General features: G+C 68.4%; 18 protein-coding genes, 3 tRNA genes and 2 pseudogenes. 17 read left to right on the top strand and 6 right to left on the bottom strand.

Going from position 1 to position 20,955, the window contains the following annotated elements:
- A pseudogene (locus tag CCN56_RS06290) lies at positions 1–309 on the bottom strand (hydrolase); the annotation flags it as partial.
- A 206-nt stretch (positions 310–515) separates the two neighbouring features.
- Between CCN56_RS06290 and CCN56_RS06285 the strand changes: the two are divergent.
- The 6 genes and pseudogenes from CCN56_RS06285 to CCN56_RS06260 all read left to right on the top strand — a co-directional run.
- A tRNA-Thr gene (locus tag CCN56_RS06285) sits at positions 516–588 on the top strand.
- A gap of 44 nt (positions 589–632) precedes the next feature.
- Positions 633–705 (top strand) — tRNA-Met (locus tag CCN56_RS06280).
- 88 nt (positions 706–793) lie between these two features.
- Positions 794–958, top strand: a complete 165-nt coding sequence (gene rpmG / locus CCN56_RS06275) for a 50S ribosomal protein L33 (RefSeq protein ID WP_003956487.1) — start codon at positions 794–796, stop codon at positions 956–958.
- A 101-nt stretch (positions 959–1,059) separates the two neighbouring features.
- On the top strand, positions 1,060–1,512 hold the full coding sequence (locus CCN56_RS06270) for a MaoC family dehydratase N-terminal domain-containing protein (protein ID WP_030687915.1): 453 nt from the start codon (positions 1,060–1,062) through the stop codon (positions 1,510–1,512).
- A 2-nt stretch (positions 1,513–1,514) separates the two neighbouring features.
- Positions 1,515–1,943, top strand: a complete 429-nt coding sequence (locus tag CCN56_RS06265) for a MaoC family dehydratase (protein ID WP_086824383.1) — start codon at positions 1,515–1,517, stop codon at positions 1,941–1,943.
- Positions 1,944–1,992: 49 nt separating this feature from the next.
- Positions 1,993–3,069, top strand: a pseudogene (locus CCN56_RS06260) (UDP-N-acetylmuramate dehydrogenase); the annotation flags it as partial.
- Between the two features lie 7 nt (positions 3,070–3,076).
- On the opposite strand, the gene CCN56_RS06255 reads toward CCN56_RS06260, so the two are convergent.
- The gene (locus CCN56_RS06255; protein WP_086824379.1) at positions 3,077–3,709 is read right to left on the bottom strand and encodes an NAD(P)-dependent oxidoreductase; all 633 of its coding nucleotides are present in this window, start codon (positions 3,707–3,709) and stop codon (positions 3,077–3,079) included.
- 87 nt (positions 3,710–3,796) lie between these two features.
- Between CCN56_RS06255 and CCN56_RS06250 the strand changes: the two genes are divergently transcribed.
- Positions 3,797–4,393, top strand: a complete 597-nt coding sequence (locus CCN56_RS06250) for a TetR/AcrR family transcriptional regulator (RefSeq protein ID WP_086824377.1) — start codon at positions 3,797–3,799, stop codon at positions 4,391–4,393.
- 78 nt (positions 4,394–4,471) lie between these two features.
- On the opposite strand, the gene CCN56_RS06245 is transcribed toward CCN56_RS06250, so the two are convergent.
- Together CCN56_RS06245 and CCN56_RS06240 are read right to left on the bottom strand one after the other, a co-directional pair.
- Positions 4,472–5,488 (bottom strand): adenosine deaminase, encoded by a 1,017-nt coding sequence (locus tag CCN56_RS06245; protein WP_086824376.1) that lies wholly within the window; start codon positions 5,486–5,488, stop codon positions 4,472–4,474.
- Positions 5,489–5,608: 120 nt separating this feature from the next.
- Positions 5,609–6,835 carry a pyridoxal phosphate-dependent aminotransferase gene (locus CCN56_RS06240; protein ID WP_086824374.1) on the bottom strand — a complete coding sequence of 409 codons (1,227 nt, stop codon included), beginning with the start codon at positions 6,833–6,835 and terminating at the stop codon, positions 5,609–5,611.
- 207 nt (positions 6,836–7,042) lie between these two features.
- On the opposite strand from CCN56_RS06240, the gene CCN56_RS06235 reads away from it, so the two are divergent.
- The 10 genes from CCN56_RS06235 (at position 7,043) to CCN56_RS06185 (ending at position 20,101) form a co-directional block, all read left to right on the top strand.
- A tRNA-Trp gene (locus CCN56_RS06235) sits at positions 7,043–7,115 on the top strand.
- A gap of 105 nt (positions 7,116–7,220) precedes the next feature.
- Positions 7,221–7,505, top strand: coding sequence for a preprotein translocase subunit SecE (gene secE / locus CCN56_RS06230; RefSeq protein WP_041130741.1), 285 nt, complete (start codon positions 7,221–7,223; stop codon positions 7,503–7,505).
- 44 nt (positions 7,506–7,549) lie between these two features.
- On the top strand, positions 7,550–8,404 hold the full coding sequence (nusG, locus tag CCN56_RS06225) for a transcription termination/antitermination protein NusG (RefSeq protein ID WP_041130742.1): 855 nt from the start codon (positions 7,550–7,552) through the stop codon (positions 8,402–8,404).
- A gap of 158 nt (positions 8,405–8,562) precedes the next feature.
- Positions 8,563–8,997: a 50S ribosomal protein L11 gene (gene rplK, locus CCN56_RS06220; protein WP_030687894.1), complete on the top strand. Its 435-nt coding sequence runs from the start codon at positions 8,563–8,565 to the stop codon at positions 8,995–8,997.
- Between the two features lie 106 nt (positions 8,998–9,103).
- The gene (rplA, locus tag CCN56_RS06215; RefSeq protein ID WP_086824371.1) at positions 9,104–9,832 is read left to right on the top strand and encodes a 50S ribosomal protein L1; all 729 of its coding nucleotides are present in this window, start codon (positions 9,104–9,106) and stop codon (positions 9,830–9,832) included.
- 114 nt (positions 9,833–9,946) lie between these two features.
- The gene (locus CCN56_RS06210; RefSeq protein ID WP_086824369.1) at positions 9,947–10,774 is read left to right on the top strand and encodes a hypothetical protein; all 828 of its coding nucleotides are present in this window, start codon (positions 9,947–9,949) and stop codon (positions 10,772–10,774) included.
- Between the two features lie 249 nt (positions 10,775–11,023).
- Positions 11,024–11,554 carry a 50S ribosomal protein L10 gene (rplJ, locus tag CCN56_RS06205; RefSeq protein WP_041130745.1) on the top strand — a complete coding sequence of 177 codons (531 nt, stop codon included), beginning with the start codon at positions 11,024–11,026 and terminating at the stop codon, positions 11,552–11,554.
- A gap of 112 nt (positions 11,555–11,666) precedes the next feature.
- Positions 11,667–12,053, top strand: a complete 387-nt coding sequence (rplL, locus tag CCN56_RS06200) for a 50S ribosomal protein L7/L12 (RefSeq protein ID WP_086824368.1) — start codon at positions 11,667–11,669, stop codon at positions 12,051–12,053.
- A 563-nt stretch (positions 12,054–12,616) separates the two neighbouring features.
- Positions 12,617–16,099, top strand: coding sequence for a DNA-directed RNA polymerase subunit beta (rpoB, locus tag CCN56_RS06190; RefSeq protein ID WP_041130747.1), 3,483 nt, complete (start codon positions 12,617–12,619; stop codon positions 16,097–16,099).
- A gap of 102 nt (positions 16,100–16,201) precedes the next feature.
- Positions 16,202–20,101: a DNA-directed RNA polymerase subunit beta' gene (locus CCN56_RS06185; protein WP_041130748.1), complete on the top strand. Its 3,900-nt coding sequence runs from the start codon at positions 16,202–16,204 to the stop codon at positions 20,099–20,101.
- Between the two features lie 72 nt (positions 20,102–20,173).
- On the opposite strand, the gene CCN56_RS06180 is transcribed toward CCN56_RS06185, so the two are convergent.
- Together CCN56_RS06180 and CCN56_RS06175 are read right to left on the bottom strand one after the other, a co-directional pair.
- Positions 20,174–20,464: a hypothetical protein gene (locus CCN56_RS06180; protein WP_179199708.1), complete on the bottom strand. Its 291-nt coding sequence runs from the start codon at positions 20,462–20,464 to the stop codon at positions 20,174–20,176.
- 247 nt (positions 20,465–20,711) lie between these two features.
- Positions 20,712–20,955 (bottom strand): hypothetical protein (locus CCN56_RS06175; RefSeq protein WP_107484102.1); only part of this gene is annotated, 244 nt, incomplete at its 5' end.

Below are 20,955 nucleotides of genomic sequence, written 5' to 3'. Positions count from 1 at the left end.
TGCCCGCCGCTGCACCTCCTCGGGGGCGTACGAGACGGGTCCCGGGGTGTCGGCGGAGAGCGCGGTGTCGGCGTGGGCGTGGGGTTCGGCGGCGGCGGGCAGCAGGAGGTAGCCGGCGAGGTCGACGCGGGAGCCCGCGGCGGTGAGGCTGCCGGCGGTGCCGACGGCCTCGATCCGGCCGCCGACGAGCCGTACGTCCACGGTCCGTCCGTCGGTGAGCCGTGCGTGGGAGAGCAGGAGCGAGGTCGAGTCGGCGGTGGTGGCGGCCCCGTCCTCGGGTGGCTGGGGCTGCTTGCTGTCGGCTGACATCGGGCTCCTCAAGGCTCCTCAAGATCAAGATCACGCAGCGTGGGGCCGAGCCTAGGGGCGCTCGGAGCGAGCTTCGAGGAGGAGCGCAATAGTCGTACCGATGAGGCCACGAGTGGCGTACGGGACGCCTGGTGAGGGCTGCCGAGAGGCCTAGGGGAAACGGATTTGGGTGATGGGCCGGGGACCGTGTAATGTCTTCCTCGCTCGCCCCAATAGCTCAGTCGGTAGAGCGTCTCCATGGTAAGGAGAAGGTCTACGGTTCGATTCCGTATTGGGGCTCTGGTGAGAGGGATCCCGCCTTCGGGCGGGGTCCGGATCATCAAAGCGGTGTAGCTCAGTCGGTAGAGCAAGCGGCTCATAATCGCTGTGTCACCGGTTCAAGTCCGGTCACCGCTACAGACAGTAGCCGATTGTGGGGTCGGTCCTGCGATCGGCTACTCTTCTATGCGTTCATCCGTCCATCCGTCCGTCAAGGAGCACTCACGTGGCTGCCACCGACGTCCGCCCGAAGATCACGCTGGCCTGCGTGGAGTGCAAGGAGCGGAACTACATCACCAAGAAGAACCGGCGTAACAACCCGGACCGTCTTGAGATGAAGAAGCACTGCCCCCGCTGCAACTCGCACACCGCGCACCGCGAGACGCGTTAATCAGGCTCGTACACGAGGCCGTCCCCACTCGGGGGCGGCCTCGTGTCGTTTGTCGGCTCCCCCCGATGACATCGGCAACAAATCCAGGAGGTATCGAGTCCATGGCGCTCGACCAGTCCTTCGTGGGCCGGACCTATCCGCCCACCGCGCCCTACGAGGTCGGCCGCGAGAAGATCCGCGAGTTCGCCGAGGCGATCGGTGACGCCAATCCCGCGTACACCGACACCGAGGCGGCCAAGGCGCTCGGACATTCCGATGTGATCGCCCCGCCCACTTTCGTGTTCGCCATCACGTTCAAGGCGGCCGGCGCCGTCATCGAGGACCCGCAGCTGGGCCTCGACTACAGCCGCGTCGTCCACGGCGACCAGAAGTTCGCCTACACCCGGCCCGTACGCGCCGGGGACCGGCTCTCGGTCACCTCCACCATCGAGGCGATCAAGTCCCTCGCCGGCAACGACATCCTCGACATCCGCGGCGAGGTCCACGACGCCTCCGGCGAGCACGTCGTCACCGCCTGGACCAAGCTCGTCTCCCGCGCACCCGAGGGGGCCTGACCATGACCGCGAAGATCGCCTACGACGAGGTCGAGGTCGGCACCGAGCTGCCCGCCCAGACCTTCCCCGTGACCCGCGCCACGCTCGTGCAGTACGCCGGCGCCTCCGGGGACTTCAACCCCATCCACTGGAACGAGAAGTTCGCGGTCGGGGTCGGCCTCCCCGACGTCATCGCCCACGGCATGTTCACCATGGCCGAGGCGATCCGCGTCGTCACCGACTGGGCCGGCGACCCCGCCGCCGTCGTCGAGTACGGCGTCCGCTTCACCAAGCCGGTCGTCGTCCCCAACGACGACAAGGGCGCCGAGATCGAGGTCTCCGCCAAGGTCGCCGCCAAGCTGGACGACCAGCAGGTGCGGGTCGACATCACGGCCATGAGCGCCGGACAGAAGGTCCTGGGCATGTCCCGGGCCGTCGTCCGCCTCGCCTGACCGTACGAGCCGCCGTACGAACGTCACGGGCCCGTCGCGGAAGCGGCGGGCCCGTACCCTTGAGCCCGTGCAGCAGATCGCAGACGCCCCCCTCGCGCCCCTGACCACCTTCCGGCTCGGCGGACCCGCCACCCGGCTCGTCACCGCCGCCACCGACGACGAGGTGATCGCCGCGGTCCGTGAGGCCGACGCCGCCGGGACCCCGCTGCTGATCATCGGCGGCGGCTCCAACCTGGTCATCGGGGACAAGGGCTTCGACGGCACGGCGCTGCGCATCGCCACCACCGGGTTCTCGCTCGACGGGACCCGCCTGGAACTCGCCGCCGGCGAGGTCTGGACGGACGCCGTGGCGCGGACCGTCGAGGCCGGGCTCGCCGGGATCGAGTGCCTGGCCGGCATCCCCGGCTCGGCCGGCGCGACCCCGATCCAGAACGTCGGGGCGTACGGCCAGGACGTCTCCGCGACCGTCACCGAGGTCGTCGCCTACGACCGGCGCGCCGAGGAGACCGTCACCCTCACGAACGCCGAGTGCGCCTTCTCGTACCGGCACAGCCTCTTCAAGGACCAGCCCGACCGGTACGTCGTGCTGCGGGTCCGCTTCGAGCTGGAGGACGCCGAGGGGCTGTCCGCGCCGGTCGCGTACGAGCAGACCGCCCGCGCCCTCGGGGTCGCGATGGGCGAGCGGGTGCCGCTCGCGCACGCCCGCGGGACCGTCCTGAAGCTCCGCGCGAGCAAGGGCATGGTCCTGGATCCGGAGGACCACGACACCTGGTCCGCGGGCTCCTTCTTCACCAACCCGATCCTCACGGCGGGGGAGTACGAGACCTTCCTCGCGCGCGTGGCCGAGCGGCTCGGACCGGACGTCGCCCCGCCGGCCTTCCCGGCGGGCGAGGACGGCGCCGTGAAGACCTCGGCGGCCTGGCTCATCGACAAGGCCGGGTTCACCAAGGGGTACGGCTCCGGGCCCGCCCGGATCTCCACCAAGCACACGCTCGCCCTCACCAACCGCGGCGAGGCGACCACCGAGGACCTCCTCGCCCTCGCCCGCGAGGTCGTCGCCGGCGTACGGGACGCCTTCGGGGTCACCCTCGTCAACGAGCCCGTCACCGTGGGGGTCGAGCTCTAGCACGCGGCTAGTAGGCCACTCCGACGCCCTGCCTGACCGTCGCCGGGTCGTCGATCATCGCCAGCATCGCGTGCGCCACGTCCGAGCGGGCCAGGGAGCGGCCCCGGGACGGGGTGCCGCCGACGACCTTGCGGTACCGGCCGGTGCCCGGTTTGTTCGTCAGCTTGGGCGGGCGTACGGAGGTCCAGTCGGCGCTGCTCGCGGCGAGGTCCGACTCCATGACCCGCAGGTCGGCGTAGATGTCCTTCAGGACGTTGTTGATGATCGCCAGGACGGCCTTGTCGACGAGGGCCTGGCCGTCCGGGACCGGGCCCAGCGGGGCCGCGCTGACCACCAGGAGCCGGCGCGTCTTCTCCGCCTCCATCGCCGTGAGCACCGAGCGGGTGAGGCGCGCCGCCACGCCCGCGTCCGCCCGGGTCCGGGCGCCGAGGGCCGAGAGCACCGCGTCCCGGCCCGCCACGGCCCCGCGCAGGGCCTCGGGGTCGGCCAGGTCGGCGCGCTGGACCGTCAGGCGGCTGCCGGTCACGGTGAGCCGTGCCGGGTCCCGCACCACCGCCGTCACCTCGTGGCCCGAGGCCAGGGCCTGGTGGACGATCTCCTGGCCGATGCCGCCGGTCGCACCGAAGACTGTGAGCTTCATGTCGCACCCTCCCTGGGTGGGTAAGTGTTCACTCACCCCCAGGGTGAGTGGATACTCACTCACACGTCAAGCGTCGCTGGAGGATGCATGGAAGAGAAGCCGACCCGGACCCGGATCGTCGACGCCGCCCGCGACCTCATGCGGACGGCGGGGCTCGCCCGCACCACCACCAAGGAGATCGCCAAGGCGGCCGGCTGCTCGGAAGCCGCGCTCTACAAGTACTTCAGCAGCAAGGAAGAACTCTTCCTGACCGTCCTGAACGAGCGCCTGCCCCAGCTCGCCGGACTCCTCGGCACGCTCGTCGCCGACCCCGGCGGCCGCAGCGTCGAGGAGAACCTCACCGAGGTCGCCCGGCAGGCTGCGCTCTTCTACGAGCAGACCTTCCCGGTCGTCGCGTCCCTCTACGCCGAACCGCAGCTCAAACGGCGCCACGAGGAGGCCATGCGCACGTACGGCATGGGCCCCCACAAGCCCATCGAAGGCCTCGCCGCCTACCTCCGCGCCGAGCAGCAGCACGGCCGCATCAGCGCCGACGCCGACCCGATGGCCGCCGCCTCCCTGCTCCTCGGGGCCTGCGTGCAGCGCTCCTTCGCATGGGAGATGACCCCGGACCGCAGGCCGCCGGACTCCCTCGACGACTTCGCCCGCACGCTCGCCCGCACCCTGCTCCGCGGGATCGCCTAGCCGATCTCGACCGAGCGGTGCCGGCTGGGTCCTGTCCGGCGGATCAGGGCCGTATAGGCCGGACGGGCCGGACAGGCCCTAGGCGATCCAGTCGTCGATCCCCGCCAGGAGCTTCGCCTTGACGTCCTCCGGCGCCGCCGAGCCCCGCACCGACTGCCGGGCCAGCTCCGCCAGCTCCGCGTCCGTGAACCCGTGGTGCCGGCGGGCGATCTCGTACTGGGCGGCGAGCCGCGAGCCGAACAGGAGGGGGTCGTCGGCGCCGAGCGCCATCGGGACGCCCGCCTCGAAGAGGGTCCGCAGCGGGACGTCCTCGTGCTTCTCGTACACGCCCAGGGCCACGTTCGACGCCGGGCAGACCTCGCAGGTCACGCCCTTCTCGGCCAGCTTCCGCAGCAGCCTCGGGTCCTCCGCCGACCGCACCCCGTGACCGACCCGCGCCGCCCGCAGATCGTCCAGGCAGTCCCGTACCGACGAGGGGCCCGTCAGCTCGCCGCCGTGCGGGGCCGCGAGCAGGCCGCCCTCCCGCGCGATCGCGAAGGCCCGGTCGAAGTCCCGGGCCATGCCCCGCCGTTCGTCGTTGGAGAGCCCGAAACCGACCACGCCCCGGTCCGCGAACCGCACCGCGAGCCGCGCGAGCGTACGGGCCTCCAGCGGGTGCTTCATCCGGTTCGCCGCGACCAGCACCCGCATTCCGAGCCCGGTCTCCCGCGAGGCCGCGTCGACCGCGTCCAGGATGATCTCCAGGGCCGGGATCAGGCCGCCGAGGTGCGGGGCGTACGAGGTGGGGTCGACCTGGATCTCCAGCCACCCCGAGCCGTCCCTGACGTCCTCCTGGGCCGCCTCCCGGACCAGCCGCTGGATGTCCTCCGGCGCGCGCAGGCAGGAGCGGGCGATGTCGTACAGCCGCTGGAAACGGAACCAGCCGCGCTCGTCGGTCGCCCGCAGCTTCGGAGGCGTACCGCTGCTCAGCGCCTCCGGGAGATGCACGCCGTACTTGTCGGCCAGCTCGATGAGCGTCGTGGGCCGCATCGAACCGGTGAAGTGCAGATGCAGATGGGCCTTGGGCAACAGGGTGAGATCGCGTACGTGCTCCATTGGCCGATACTGCCGCACCCGAATGGACGAATGAAGTCCATTTCCCCGATCGGGACCTTGCTAGAACGCAAAAACGGGCCCCCGGTTCCGGAGAACCGGGGGCCCGCACCTCGAAGAGGATCAGTCGCGCGCCTCGGCGAGCAGCTTCTGGATCCGGGACACGCCCTCCACCAGGTCCTCGTCACCGAGCGCGTACGAAAGCCGCAGGTAGCCCGGCGTGCCGAAGGCCTCGCCCGGGACGACCGCGACCTCGACCTCGTCCAGGATCAGCGCGGCGAGCTCGACCGAGGTCTGCGGGCGCCTGCCGCGGATCTCCTTGCCGAGCAGCCCCTTCACCGACGGGTACACGTAGAACGCGCCCTCCGGCGTCGGGCAGACGACGCCCTCGATCTCGTTGAGCATCCGCACGATCGTCTGGCGGCGGCGGTCGAAGGCCTTGCCCATCTCCTTGACGGCGTCCAGGTTCCCGGAGACGGCGGCGATCGCGGCCACCTGCGCCACGTTGGAGACGTTGGAGGTTGCGTGCGACTGCAGGTTGGTCGCGGCCTTCACGACGTCCTTCGGGCCGATGATCCAGCCCACGCGCCAGCCCGTCATGGCGTACGTCTTCGCCACGCCGTTGACGACGATGCACTTGTCGCGCAGCTCCGGCAGGACCGCCGGGAGCGAGACGGCGGAGGCGTCGCCGTAGACGAGGTGCTCGTAGATCTCGTCCGTGAGGACCCACAGGCCGTGCTCGACGGCCCAGCGGCCGATCGCCTCGGTCTCGGCCTCGCTGTAGACCGCGCCGGTCGGGTTCGAGGGGGACACGAAGAGGACGACCTTGGTCTTCTCCGTGCGCGCCGCCTCCAGCTGCTCCACCGAGACCCGGTAGCCGGTGGTCTCGTCGGCGACGACCTCCACCGGGACGCCGCCCGCGAGGCGGATCGACTCGGGGTACGTCGTCCAGTACGGCGCCGGGACGATGACCTCGTCGCCCGGGTCGAGGATCGCGGCGAAGGCCTCGTAGATCGCCTGCTTGCCGCCGTTGGTCACCAGGACCTGGGAGGCGTCGACCTCGTAACCGGAGTCGCGCAGCGTCTTGGCGGCGATCGCGGCCTTCAGCTCGGGCAGACCGCCGGCCGGCGTGTAGCGGTGGTACTTCGGGTTCTTGCAGGCCTCGACGGCCGCGTCGACGATGTAGTCCGGGGTCGGGAAGTCGGGCTCACCCGCGCCGAAACCGATCACCGGGCGCCCGGCGGCCTTGAGGGCCTTGGCCTTGGCGTCGACGGCGAGGGTGGCGGACTCGGAGATCGCACCGATCCGGGCGGAGACCCGACGCTCGGTGGGAGGGGTAGCAGCGCTCATGCGGGCCATCGTCCCAGACCGTGCCGAGGCCCGGCACACAGGTTTCACGGACCGGACAGGACCGGTCATTACCGGTCGTACGAGCGTCCGACGGCAGGTCGGCGAGGTTTCTGTTCGACGTAGGGGCCCATGACCACGTATGCTCACTCCTCGTTGGCCCGCACCGACCACATCTCACGATGCGGTACGTTTGGGGGGCACCGACAAAGGGTCGTAGCTCAATTGGTAGAGCACCGGTCTCCAAAACCGGCGGTTGGGGGTTCAAGTCCCTCCGGCCCTGCTACACACACCGCCAGGTGTTGTGCGCATGTGTACGTACTTCATTGCACCGCCGTGCGGCTCCACCCGGGCGCGGCACGGCCGACCCGGAATCAGGTGAGAGATCGTGACGGACGCCGTAGGCTCCATCGACATGCCTGATGCCGACGAGACCGCAGAGTCGAAGAAGAAGTCCCGCAAGGGCGGGAAGCGCGGAAAGAAGGGCCCTCTGGGCCGTCTCGCGCTCTTCTACCGCCAGATCATCGCCGAGCTCCGCAAGGTCGTCTGGCCCACGCGGAACCAGCTGACGACGTACACCACCGTGGTGATTGTCTTCGTCGTCATCATGATCGGCCTTGTCACCGTGATTGACTATGGCTTCCAGGAAGCAGTCAAGTACGTCTTCGGCTGACTTTTTGTTCCACCCCATCTGTATCGCAGGAAGAAGCAGCCACCGTGTCTGACGCGAACCTGAACGACGCCTTCGAGTCCGAGTCCGTCGAGGACGAGCTGGACATCGTCGAGGCCGCCGACGAGGACGTCGAGGACGTCGAGGTCGACGCTGCAGAGGACGCTGCGGACGAGGACGTCGAGATCGACGAGGCCGAAGAGGCCGACGAGGACGAGACCGCCGAGGTCGAGGACGAGGGCGACGAGGACGAGACCGAGGAGGAGGCCGAGCCGGCCGCCCCGGTCGACCCCGTCGCCGCGCTCCGCGAGGAGCTCCGCACCCTCCCCGGCGAGTGGTACGTCATCCACACCTACGCGGGCTACGAGAAGCGCGTGAAGGCCAACCTCGAGCAGCGTGCCGTCTCGCTCAACGTCGAGGACTTCATCTACCAGGCCGAGGTCCCCGAGGAAGAGATCGTCCAGATCAAGGGCGGCGAGCGGAAGAACGTCAAGCAGAACAAGCTCCCCGGCTACGTTCTCGTCCGCATGGACCTGACGAACGAGTCCTGGGGCGTCGTCCGCAACACCCCCGGCGTCACCGGCTTCGTGGGCAACGCCTACGACCCGTACCCGCTGACCCTGGACGAGATCGTCAAGATGCTCGCCCCGGAGGCCGAGGAGAAGGCCGCCCGCGAGGCCGCCGAGGCCGAGGGCAAGCCGGCTCCGGCCCGCAAGCTGGAGGTCCAGGTCCTGGACTTCGAGGTCGGCGACTCGGTCACCGTCACCGACGGCCCGTTCGCGACCCTCCAGGCCACGATCAACGAGATCAACCCGGACTCGAAGAAGGTCAAGGGCCTCGTCGAGATCTTCGGTCGCGAGACCCCGGTCGAGCTCAGCTTCGACCAGATCCAGAAGAACTGATCTCACCGTCTTCCGACCAGGTCAGAGTGGCTCTCGCAGCCGCTCTGACCTGCTCGGTTTTTAGCCGCACGTCTATACCCGTTATCGTTGTGCGGTATGCCTGCATCCGGATGACCGGAAGGCGGGCTGAACACTCTCACTAGGACCCGGAGAGAGCAATGCCTCCCAAGAAGAAGAAGGTCACGGGGCTTATCAAGCTCCAGATCAACGCTGGTGCGGCCAACCCGGCCCCGCCGGTCGGCCCCGCGCTGGGTCAGCACGGCGTCAACATCATGGAGTTCTGCAAGGCCTACAACGCCGCGACCGAGTCGCAGCGTGGCATGGTCGTGCCGGTGGAGATCACGGTCTACGAAGACCGCACCTTCACCTTCATCACCAAGACTCCGCCGGCCGCCAAGCTGATCCTCAAGGCCGCGGGTGTGGAGAAGGGCTCCGGCGAGCCGCACAAGACCAAGGTCGCCAAGCTCACGGCCGCCCAGGTCCGCGAGATCGCCACGGTCAAGCTCCCCGACCTCAACGCCAATGACCTGGACGCCGCGTCCAAGATCATCGCCGGCACCGCCCGTTCCATGGGCATCACGGTCGAGGGCTGATCACCCCCCGTTTGACCTCTTAGTGGTAGGGCCGGCGCGGTCCGCACCACGACTCCATACCTGCCACGCGGCGTCAGCCGCATGGTGTAACTGCACAGGAGAAGCAGTGAAGCGCAGCAAGGCTCTCCGCAACGCGGACGCCAAGGTCGACCGCGAGCGGCTCTACGCCCCCCTCGAGGCCGTCCGTCTCGCCAAGGAGACCGCCACCACGAAGTTCGACGGCACCGTCGAGGTCGCCTTCCGCCTGGGTGTCGACCCGCGCAAGGCCGACCAGATGGTCCGTGGCACCGTGAACCTCCCGCACGGCACCGGCAAGACCGCCCGGGTCCTGGTCTTCGCGACCGGTGAGCGTGCCGAGGCCGCGATCGCCGCGGGCGCCGACATCGTCGGCTCCGACGAGCTCATCGACGAGATCTCCAAGGGCAACCGCCTGAACGAGTTCGACGCCGTTGTGGCCACCCCGGACCTCATGGGCAAGGTCGGCCGCCTCGGCCGCGTCCTCGGCCCGCGTGGTCTCATGCCGAACCCCAAGGTCGGCACCGTCACCCCCGATGTCGCGAAGGCTGTCAACGACATCAAGGGCGGCAAGATCGAGTTCCGCGTCGACAAGCACTCGAACCTGCACTTCATCATCGGCAAGGTCTCCTTCGACGAGACGAAGCTGGTCGAGAACTACGCCGCGGCCCTGGAGGAGATCCTCCGTCTGAAGCCGTCCGCCGCGAAGGGTCGCTACATCAAGAAGGCGGCCATCACGACGACGATGGGCCCCGGCATCCCGCTGGACTCCAACCGCACCCGTAACCTCCTCGTCGAGGAGGACCCGGCCGCGGTCTGAGCCTCACCGGCTCGCTGAGTGGTCAACCGGCCCCGCACCTCTCCGGAGGTGCGGGGCCGGTTTCTTGTTACGGTCCGGGGGACGCAGGACGTCGATCAAGGGTGGGGAACGGATATGAGCAGGTCCGCGTGGAAGCGCGCCGCCGCGGCCCTGGCGGCCGCGGCCGTCGTGGCGGGTGTCGCGGGATGCCAGGACGGCGACGGCGGTACGAAGAAGGCCGCCGGCGCCTCCGCGACGGCGCAGCCGGGCACGCAGAGCCCCGAGGAGGCCGCCAAGGCCGTCCGGGCCGCGTACGCCAAGGCCTCGGCCGCGAAGAGCGCCGAGGTCGAGATGCGCCTCAACGTGGGCGGTGAGAAGGCGCCCGGCGGCAGCACGTTCACCGGTGTCCAGGCGTGGGGTCCCGTGGCCGCAGACCTGAAGGTCTTCGACTCGTCCTACCTGGCCGAGATCCCCGGCGCTCCGGTCGAGACGCGCGTGGTCACGGCCGCCGGGGCCACCTATGTGGACCTGGGGAAGGGGCTCACCGCGCAGACGGGCGGCAAGCGCTGGCTGAAGGTGGACGCCGAGGGCGCCGCCGCCGGGGACGAGCTGATGATCCAGCTGACCGGCGGGCTGACCGTGGCGGCCATGGACCTGCCCAAGGAGCTCGGCCTCCTGGCCGGCTCGTCGGCGGTCAAGCACCTCGGTCCCGGGACGCGCGGTGACTTCAAGGGGTCGCAGGGATACGAGGGCGAGCTTCCCGATGGCACGTTCATGCAGGTCTGGATCGGTGCGGACGGCTACCCGGTGGAGACCCGCGTCGCTTCTTCGGAGACCGACGGGAGCAGCACCTCGCTCACCACGAAGTACTCCGACTTCGGCGCCAAGGCTGCCGTCCAGGCCCCGCCCGCCGGCGACACCGTCGCCTTCACGGATCTCCTGAAGCGCCTCGGTAGGGGCTGATTTGCTCCTGGCCCAGGCCATCACGTACGCTTCCACAGAAGCCAAAGACCGCTGGTCGTCGCTGTCCCCGTCAGGGTGCGGTGGCCGAAGGATTCGCTGAGATGCGAACGACCCGCGCAGGTGACTGTGGAAGAGTTCCCGGATTCTCGTGATCCGGTCGAGTTCAGCCCCGTGCGCCTGCGCCCGGGGCGTTTTGTTTTGTTCAGCCCCTTCCGTGCGGTCCCATCACCCGGAAGGAGGCCGACGCTCATGGCAAGGCCCGACAAGGCTGCCGCGGTAGCCGAGCTTGAGGACAAGTTCCGCAGCTCGAACGCCGTCGTGCTGACCTCGTACACGGGGCTCACCGTGGCGCAGCTCAAGACGCTGCGTCGTTCGCTCGGTGACAACGCCCAGTACGCCGTGGTGAAGAACACGCTGACCAAGATTGCGGCCAACCAGGCCGGGATCGCCGCGCTGGACGACCAGCTTGCTGGTTCGACCGCGGCCGCCTTCGTCACCGGTGACCCGGTGGAGTCGGCGAAGGCTCTGCGTGACTTCGCCAAGGAGAACCCGAACCTCGTCATCAAGGGCGGTGTCCTTGACGGCAAGGCGCTCTCCGCCGACGAGTTCAAGAAGCTTGCGGACCTCGAGTCCCGCGAGGTTCTGCTCAGCAAGCTGGCCGGCGCGTTCAAGGGCAAGCAGACTCAGGCTGCTCAGCTCTTCCAGGCGCTGCCGACGAAGCTCGTCCGCACCGTGGACGCGCTTCGCGCCAAGCAGGCCGAGCAGGGCGGTGCCGAGTAATTCGGCTCGCGCATTGATCCGCGCCGCCTAGTGCGCGGGTCGTAGCGGGCCGTTACGCCCGCCTCTTCAGACACATCGGCACCTGCCGAATTTAGTGGAAGGATCGCCCATCATGGCGAAGCTCTCTCAGGAAGACCTGCTCGCTCAGTTCGAGGAGATGACCCTCATCGAGCTCTCCGAGTTCGTCTCGGCCTTCGAGGAGAAGTTCGACGTCAAGGCTGCCGCGGCCGTCGCCGTTGCCGCCGGCCCGGCCCAGGGTGGTGGCGACGCCGCCGCCGCCGAGGAGCAGGACGAGTTCGACGTCATCCTCGAGGGTGCCGGCGACAAGAAGATCCAGGTCATCAAGGTCGTGCGCGAGCTCACCTCCCTGGGCCTCAAGGAGGCCAAGGACCTCGTCGACGGCACCCCGAAGCCGGTCCTCGAGAAGGTCGCGAAGGACGTCGCCGAGAAGGCCGCCGAGTCCCTCAAGGCCGCCGGCGCCTCCGTCACGGTCAAGTAAGACCGTTTCGGCTCGCTGAGCTGACTCCTGCCCCCGTGTCACGCGGATCCGTGTAACGCGGAGGCACCGAGAGGCGATCACCCATCTGGGTGGTCGCCTTTCGGCGTTCCCGGAAACGGGCGTGGCGGGGGTCCTGCGGGCCGCCGGAAGCGGAGTATGGTGATCTTCGCCGTGCGCCCCGCAGACCGGCGGGTCTTGACGAACCGCACGCAGCGCGCAATTCTCAGGACGCGTCGTCACAACGATCCGTTTCCGAGGCATGGATCGACGACCGAACGGGCAGTATCGAGGTGCGCCGCACGGCGCGAGGTACCGCGGAGTTGAGAGCAACGAGGGTCGCGAAGAAGTCGCCCTGGACATCAGTGGGCCAAGTGGCTACACTGACCCTTTGCGCTGCCTGTTAGCTGCCCCCTGCCCGTCACCAGGGGCATACCTTCGCATCAGCTTCGTGGACCGACCCCGTCTGACCTGGCCTTTTGGTCATCTCAGGAAACGTCTGCCGTGAAGCGTTGCTGGGGACCGGTACGCGCGTAGTGAGTCCGAGCCCTCGGAAGGACCCCCTCTTGGCCGCCTCGCGCAACGCCTCGACCAATACGAACAACGGCGCAAGCACCGCCCCGCTGCGCATCTCCTTTGCAAAGATCAAGGAGCCCCTCGAGGTTCCGAACCTCCTCGCGCTGCAGACCGAGAGCTTTGACTGGCTGCTCGGCAACGCCGCCTGGAAGGCTCGCGTCGAGGCTGCCCTTGAGTCGGGACAGGACGTCCCCACGAAGTCCGGTCTGGAGGAGATCTTCGAGGAGATCTCCCCGATCGAGGACTTCTCCGGGTCGATGTCGCTGACCTTCCGCGACCACCGCTTCGAGCCGCCGAAGAACTCGATCGACGAGTGCAAGGACCGTGACTTCACGTACGGCGCCCCGCTCTTCGTCACCGCCGAGTTCACCAACAACGAGACCGGCGAGATCAAGTCCCAGACGGTCTTCATGGGCGACTTCCCGCTCATGACGAACAAGGGCACCTTCGTCATCAACGGCACCGAGCGTGTCGTGGTGTCGCAGCTGGTCCGTTCCCCCGGTGTCTACTTCGACTCCTCCATCGACAAGACGTCCGACAAGGACATCTTCTCCGCCAAGATCATCCCGTCCCGGGGTGCCTGGCTGGAGATGGAGATCGACAAGCGCGACCTGGTCGGTGTCCGCATCGACCGCAAGCGCAAGCAGTCCGTCACCGTCCTCCTGAAGGCCCTCGGCTGGACCACCGAGCAGATCCTGCAGGAGTTCGGCGAGTACGAGTCGATGCGCGCCACCCTGGAGAAGGACCACACCCAGGGCCAGGACGACGCGCTTCTGGACATCTACCGCAAGCTCCGTCCGGGCGAGCCGCCGACCCGTGAGGCCGCTCAGACGCTGCTCGAGAACCTCTACTTCAACCCGAAGCGCTACGACCTCGCGAAGGTCGGCCGCTACAAGGTGAACAAGAAGCTCGGCGCCGACGAGCCGCTGGACGCCGGTGTCCTCACCACCGACGACATCATCGCCACGATCAAGTACCTGGTGAAGCTCCACGCGGGCGAGACCGAGACGATCGGCGAGAACGGCAACGAGATCGTCGTCGAGACCGACGACATCGACCACTTCGGCAACCGTCGTCTGCGCAACGTCGGCGAGCTCATCCAGAACCAGGTCCGCACGGGTCTGGCTCGTATGGAGCGCGTCGTCCGCGAGCGGATGACCACCCAGGACGTCGAGGCGATCACCCCGCAGACCCTGATCAACATTCGCCCGGTCGTGGCGTCGATCAAGGAGTTCTTCGGAACCTCGCAGCTGTCCCAGTTCATGGACCAGAACAACCCGCTGTCGGGTCTCACCCACAAGCGCCGTCTGTCGGCGCTCGGCCCGGGTGGTCTCTCCCGTGAGCGGGCCGGCTTCGAGGTCCGAGACGTGCACCCGTCCCACTACGGACGCATGTGCCCGATCGAGACCCCCGAAGGCCCGAACATCGGTCTGATCGGTTCGCTCGCCTCGTACGGCCGCGTCAACGCGTTCGGCTTCATCGAGACGCCGTACCGCAAGGTCGTCGACGGCCAGGTCACCGACGAGGTCGACTACGTCACCGCCGACGAGGAGGACCGGTTCGTCATCGCGCAGGCCAACGCCGCGCTCGACGACGAGCTCCGCTTCTCCGAGAACCGCGTCCTGGTCCGCAAGCGTGGCGGCGAGGTCGACTACGTCGAGCCGTCGGACGTGGACTACATGGACGTCTCGCCGCGCCAGATGGTGTCGGTCGCGACCGCCATGATCCCGTTCCTCGAGCACGACGACGCCAACCGTGCCCTCATGGGCGCGAACATGATGCGTCAGGCCGTCCCGCTCATTAAGTCGGAGGCCCCGCTCGTCGGCACCGGCATGGAGTACCGCTGCGCCACCGACGCCGGCGACGTGCTCAAGGCCGAGAAGGACGGTGTCGTCCAGGAGCTGTCGGCCGACTACATCACGGTCGCCAACGACGACGGCACGTACATCACGTACCGCCTGCACAAGTTCTCCCGCTCCAACCAGGGCACCTCTGTGAACCAGAAGGTCGTCGTGGACGAGGGGCAGCGCGTCATCGAGGGCCAGGTCCTCGCCGACGGTCCCGCCACCGAAGACGGCGAGATGGCGCTCGGCAAGAACCTCCTCGTGGCGTTCATGCCGTGGGAGGGCCACAACTACGAGGACGCGATCATCCTGTCGCAGCGCCTCGTGCAGGACGACGTCCTCTCCTCGATCCACATCGAGGAGCACGAGGTCGACGCCCGTGACACCAAGCTCGGCCCCGAGGAGATCACCCGGGACATCCCGAACGTCTCCGAGGAGGTCCTCGCGGACCTCGACGAGCGCGGCATCATCCGCATCGGTGCCGAGGTCGTCGCCGGCGACATCCTGGTCGGCAAGGTCACGCCCAAGGGTGAGACCGAGCTGACCCCGGAGGAGCGCCTGCTCCGCGCGATCTTCGGTGAGAAGGCCCGTGAGGTCCGTGACACCTCGCTGAAGGTGCCGCACGGCGAGATCGGCAAGATCATCGGCGTCCGCGTCTTCGACCGCGAGGAGGGCGACGAGCTTCCCCCGGGCGTGAACCAGCTGGTCCGCGTCTACGTCGCCCAGAAGCGCAAGATCACCGACGGTGACAAGCTCGCCGGCCGTCACGGCAACAAGGGTGTCATCTCCAAGATCCTTCCCATCGAGGACATGCCGTTCCTCGAGGACGGAACCCCGGTCGACATCATCCTCAACCCGCTGGGTGTCCCGTCCCGAATGAACCCGGGACAGGTCCTGGAGATCCACCTCGGCTGGCTCGCCAGCCGCGGCTGGGACGTCTCCGGTCTCGCGGACGAGTGGGCGCAGCGCCTCCAGGCGATCGGCGCCGACCAGGTCGCCCCCGGCACCAACGTCGCGACCCCGGTCTTCGACGGTGCGCGTGAGGACGAGCTCGCGGGTCTGCTCCAGCACACCATCCCGAACCGCGACGGCGAGCGCATGGTGCTCCCGACCGGTAAGGCGAGGCTGTTCGACGGCCGCTCCGGCGAGCCGTTCCCGGACCCGATCTCCGTCGGGTACATGTACATCCTCAAGCTCCACCACCTGGTCGACGACAAGCTGCACGCGCGTTCGACCGGCCCGTACTCGATGATCACCCAGCAGCCGCTGGGTGGTAAGGCCCAGTTCGGTGGCCAGCGCTTCGGTGAGATGGAGGTGTGGGCGCTGGAGGCTTACGGCGCCGCGTACGCCCTCCAGGAGCTGCTGACGATCAAGTCCGACGACGTGACCGGCCGCGTGAAGGTCTACGAGGCCATCGTCAAGGGCGAGAACATCCCTGAGCCCGGCATCCCCGAGTCCTTCAAGGTCCTCATCAAGGAGATGCAGTCCCTGTGCCTCAACGTGGAGGTGCTGTCCTCGGACGGCATGTCCATCGAGATGCGTGACACCGACGAGGACGTCTTCCGCGCAGCGGAGGAGCTCGGCATCGACCTGTCCCGGCGCGAGCCGAGCAGCGTCGAAGAGGTCTGACGGGAGTCCGGTCCGGGGGCTCAGCAATGAGCCCCCCGGCCGGCCCCAGGACCCCCGTATCAGACCCCACAGCCTTACAACCCTGAGAGGGATTGACGCATAGTGCTCGACGTCAACTTCTTCGACGAGCTCCGGATCGGTCTGGCCACCGCTGACGACATCCGTCAGTGGAGCCACGGCGAGGTCAAGAAGCCGGAGACCATCAACTACCGCACCCTGAAGCCCGAAAAGGACGGACTCTTCTGCGAGAAGATCTTCGGTCCGACCCGGGACTGGGAGTGCTACTGCGGCAAGTACAAGCGCGTCCGCTTCAAGGGCATCATCTGTGAGCGGTGTGGCGTCGAGGTCACCCGCGCCAAGGTGCGCCGCGAGCGGATGGGCCACATCGAGCTGGCCGCGCCCGTCACGCACATCTGGTACTTCAAGGGCGTCCCGTCGCGCCTCGGCTACCTGCTCGACCTCGCCCCGAAGGACCTGGAGAAGGTCATCTACTTCGCGGCGTACATGATCACGTACGTCGACGACGAGCGCCGTACGCGTGACCTGCCCTCCCTGGAGGCGCACGTCTCCGTCGAGCGCCAGCAGATCGAGAACCGTCGCGACTCCGACCTGGAGGCCCGCGCCAAGAAGCTCGAGAACGACCTCGCCGAGCTGGAGGCCGAGGGCGCCAAGGCCGACGTGCGCCGCAAGGTGCGCGAGGGTGCCGAGCGCGAGATGAAGCAGCTGCGCGACCGTGCGCAGCGCGAGATCGACCGTCTGGACGAGGTCTGGTCCCGCTTCAAGAACCTCAAGGTCCAGGACCTGGAGGGCGACGAGCTCCTCTACCGCGAGCTGCGTGACCGCTTCGGCACGTACTTCGACGGTTCGATGGGTGCCGCGGCGCTGCAGAAGCGCCTGGAGTCCTTCGACCTGGAGGAGGAGGCCGAGCGCCTCCGCGAGATCATCCGTACCGGCAAGGGCCAGAAGAAGACCCGTGCGCTCAAGCGCCTCAAGGTCGTCTCCGCGTTCCTGCAGACCGCGAACAGCCCCAAGGGCATGGTTCTCGACTGCGTGCCGGTCATCCCGCCGGACCTGCGTCCGATGGTGCAGCTCGACGGTGGCCGCTTCGCGACCTCCGACCTGAACGACCTGTACCGCCGTGTGATCAACCGCAACAACCGCCTGAAGCGGCTTCTCGACCTCGGCGCGCCCGAGATCATCGTGAACAACGAGAAGCGCATGCTCCAGGAGGCGGTCGACGCCCTCTTCGACAACGGCCGTCGTGGTCGCCCGGTCACGGGCCCCGGCAACCGTCCGCTGAAGTCCCTCAGCGACATGCTGAAGGGCAAGCAGGGTCGATTCCGTCAGAACCTGCTCGGCAAGCGTGTCGACTACTCGGCGCGTTCCGTCATCGTCGTCGGCCCGCAGCTCAAGCTCCACCAGTGCGGTCTGCCGAAGGCCATGGCGCTCGAGCTCTTCAAGCCGTTCGTGATGAAGCGCCTGGTCGACCTGAACCACGCGCAGAACATCAAGTCGGCCAAGCGGATGGTCGAGCGCGGCCGCACGGTCGTGTACGACGTCCTCGAAGAGGTCATCGCCGAGCACCCGGTTCTGCTGAACCGTGCGCCCACGCTGCACCGCCTCGGCATCCAGGCCTTCGAGCCGCAGCTGGTCGAGGGCAAGGCCATCCAGATCCACCCGCTCGTCTGCACCGCGTTCAACGCGGACTTCGACGGTGACCAGATGGCCGTCCACCTGCCGCTCTCCGCGGAGGCGCAGGCCGAGGCCCGCATCCTGATGCTGTCCTCGAACAACATCCTCAAGCCCGCCGACGGCCGTCCGGTGACGATGCCGACCCAGGACATGGTCCTCGGTCTGTTCTTCCTCACCACCGACGGCGAGCTCCGTGACACCAAGGGCGAGGGCCGCGCGTTCGGCTCCACGGCCGAGGCGATCATGGCGTTCGACGCCGGCGAGCTCGCGCTGCAGTCGCAGATCGAGATCCGCTTCCCGGTCGGCACCGTCGCTCCCCGTGGCTGGGTCCCCCCGGTCGCCGAGGAGGGCGAGCCGGAGTGGCAGCAGGGTGACTCGTTCCGTCTGAAGACCTCGCTGGGCCGCGCGCTCTTCAACGAGCTGCTGCCCGAGGACTACCCGTTCGTCGACTACTCCGTCGGCAAGAAGCAGCTCTCCGAGATCGTCAACGACCTCGCCGAGCGCTACCCCAAGGTCATCGTGGCGGCGACGCTCGACAACCTGAAGGCGGCGGGCTTCTACTGGGCGACCCGTTCCGGCGTCACCGTGGCCATCTCCGACGTCGTCGTTCCCGAGGCGAAGAAGGAGATCGTCAAGGGCTACGAGGCGCAGGACGAGAAGGTCCAGAAGCAGTACGAGCGCGGTCTGATCACCAAGGAAGAGCGCACGCAGGAGCTCATCGCGATCTGGACCAAGGCGACCAACGAGGTCGCCGAGGCGATGAACGCGAACTTCCCCAAGACGAACCCCATCTTCATGATGGTTGACTCGGGTGCCCGAGGAAACATGATGCAGATGCGGCAGATCGCCGGTATGCGCGGTCTGGTGTCGAACGCGAAGAACGAGACCATCCCGCGTCCGATCAAGGCGTCCTTCCGTGAGGGCCTCTCCGTCCTCGAGTACTTCATCTCGACGCACGGTGCCCGTAAGGGTCTCGCCGACACCGCCCTGCGTACCGCCGACTCGGGTTACCTGACCCGTCGTCTGGTGGACGTCTCGCAGGACGTCATCATCCGCGAGGAGGACTGTGGCACCGAGCGCGGTCTGAAGCTGCGGATCGCGGCCAAGGACGAGGCCGGTGTCCTGCGGAAGACGGACGACGTCGAGACCTCCGTGTACGCGCGGATGCTCGCCGAGGACGTCGTCGTCGACGGCAAGGTCATCGCGCCGGCCAACGTCGACCTGGGTGACGTGCTCATCGACGCCCTGGTCAACGCGGGCGTCGAGGAGGTCAAGACCCGTTCGGTCCTGACCTGTGAGTCCGCCGTCGGTACCTGTGCGTTCTGCTACGGCCGTTCGCTCGCCACCGGCAAGCTGGTCGACATCGGTGAGGCGGTCGGCATCATCGCCGCCCAGTCCATCGGTGAGCCCGGTACCCAGCTGACGATGCGTACCTTCCACACCGGTGGTGTGGCCGGTGACGACATCACCCAGGGTCTGCCCCGTGTCGTCGAGCTCTTCGAGGCCCGGCAGCCGAAGGGTGTCGCCCCGATCTCCGAGGCGGCCGGTCGCGTCCGCATCGAGGAGACCGAGAAGACCAAGAAGATCGTCGTCACCCCGGACGACGGCACCGACGAGACGGCGTTCCCGATCTCGAAGCGTGCCCGTCTGCTCGTGGGCGAGGGCGACCACGTCGAGGTGGGCCAGAAGCTCACCGTGGGTGCCACCAACCCGCACGACGTGCTCCGGATCCTCGGTCAGCGCGCGGTCCAGGTCCACCTGGTCGGCGAAGTCCAGAAGGTCTACAACTCGCAGGGCGTGTCGATCCACGACAAGCACATCGAGATCATCATCCGGCAGATGCTGCGCCGCGTGACGATCATCGAGTCCGGCGACGCGGAGCTCCTGCCGGGCGAGCTGGTCGAGCGTTCGAAGTTCGAGACCGAGAACCGTCGTGTGGTCACCGAGGGCGGTCACCCCGCCTCCGGCCGTCCGCAGCTGATGGGTATCACCAAGGCCTCGCTGGCGACGGAGTCCTGGCTGTCGGCCGCCTCCTTCCAGGAGACGACCCGAGTCCTGACGGATGCGGCGATCAACGCCAAGTCCGACAGCCTCATCGGCCTCAAGGAGAACGTCATCATCGGTAAGCTCATCCCGGCCGGTACGGGTCTGTCCCGCTACCGCAACATCCGGGTCGAGCCGACCGAGGAGGCCAAGGCCGCGATGTACTCGGCCGTCGGCTACGACGACATCGACTACTCGCCGTTCGGCTCGGGCTCCGGCCAGGCCGTTCCGCTGGAGGACTACGACTACGGTCCGTACAACCAGTAAGTAGTGCGAACCGAAGGGCGGTCACCCCGATCACGGGGTGGCCGCCCTTCGGCGTTCCCGGCCGGCCGTCGGCTAGCCGAGGAGCGCGCGGTGTACGCGCAGGAGCGCCCGGGTGCCGACGGCGAGGACGGCGGGGACGTCCTCGGTGGGGACCCGGCGGGCGAGCGCGAGGGCGTCGACCACGATGGCGTAGTCGTCCACGATCGCCCGGGGCGCGTCGGGATGGGTCGCGGCGGCGGCGTACTCGGCGGCCACCGCGCCGTACTCGATGACGGTGAGGTGGACGTCGACGAGGGTGCCGGCGTCGGGACCGGTGGGCGGGTCGTGCGGGGGTACGGGTGGATCGCGGTCGTCCGTCGCCATGAGGGTCCCCCTTCGTCGGCTGGTCGCGCTCCTGTGCAGTGTCCGCCCGTACGGCCCCGGGGGACAGGGCCGCAGGCCGGTCGTGCGGGGAGGCCCTTCTTGCCGGGGCCCGGCAACGGGCGGTGCGGTGGGGCCTTCCGCGCGGTGGGGCCTCCAAGCAGGGGGGCTCCCGGGCGGCGGGGCCTTCCGAGCGGCAGGGCCTCCCGGGCGGTGGGTCCGGGTGGCCCCGCCGCCCGGGTCGGGCGCCTCAGCGGGCCGCGAGTTCCCAGGCCGTGACGGCGACCGTCGCCACCGCGGCGAGGGCGCCGATGCTGGCCAGCGGCCAGCGGGCCCGCTCCAGGGCGTCCAGGCGGGCCTCGTGGTCGGCGAGCTGCTTGTCGGTCTGGTCGCTGCGCTGTACGAGCAGCGCGAGCGAGCCGTCGACCCGGGCGAAGCCGGCCTCCAGGGTGCCGCGGAGCCGCTCCAGTTCGAGGGCGACGGCGACGGGGTCG

Source organism: Streptomyces sp. NRRL B-24572, assembly GCF_002156145.1.
GTDB classification, from domain to species: Bacteria; Actinomycetota; Actinomycetes; order Streptomycetales; family Streptomycetaceae; genus Streptomyces; species Streptomyces vietnamensis.
The sequence above is the reverse complement of the archived record's forward strand: the minus strand, read 5'-3'. Positions and strand labels throughout refer to the sequence as shown.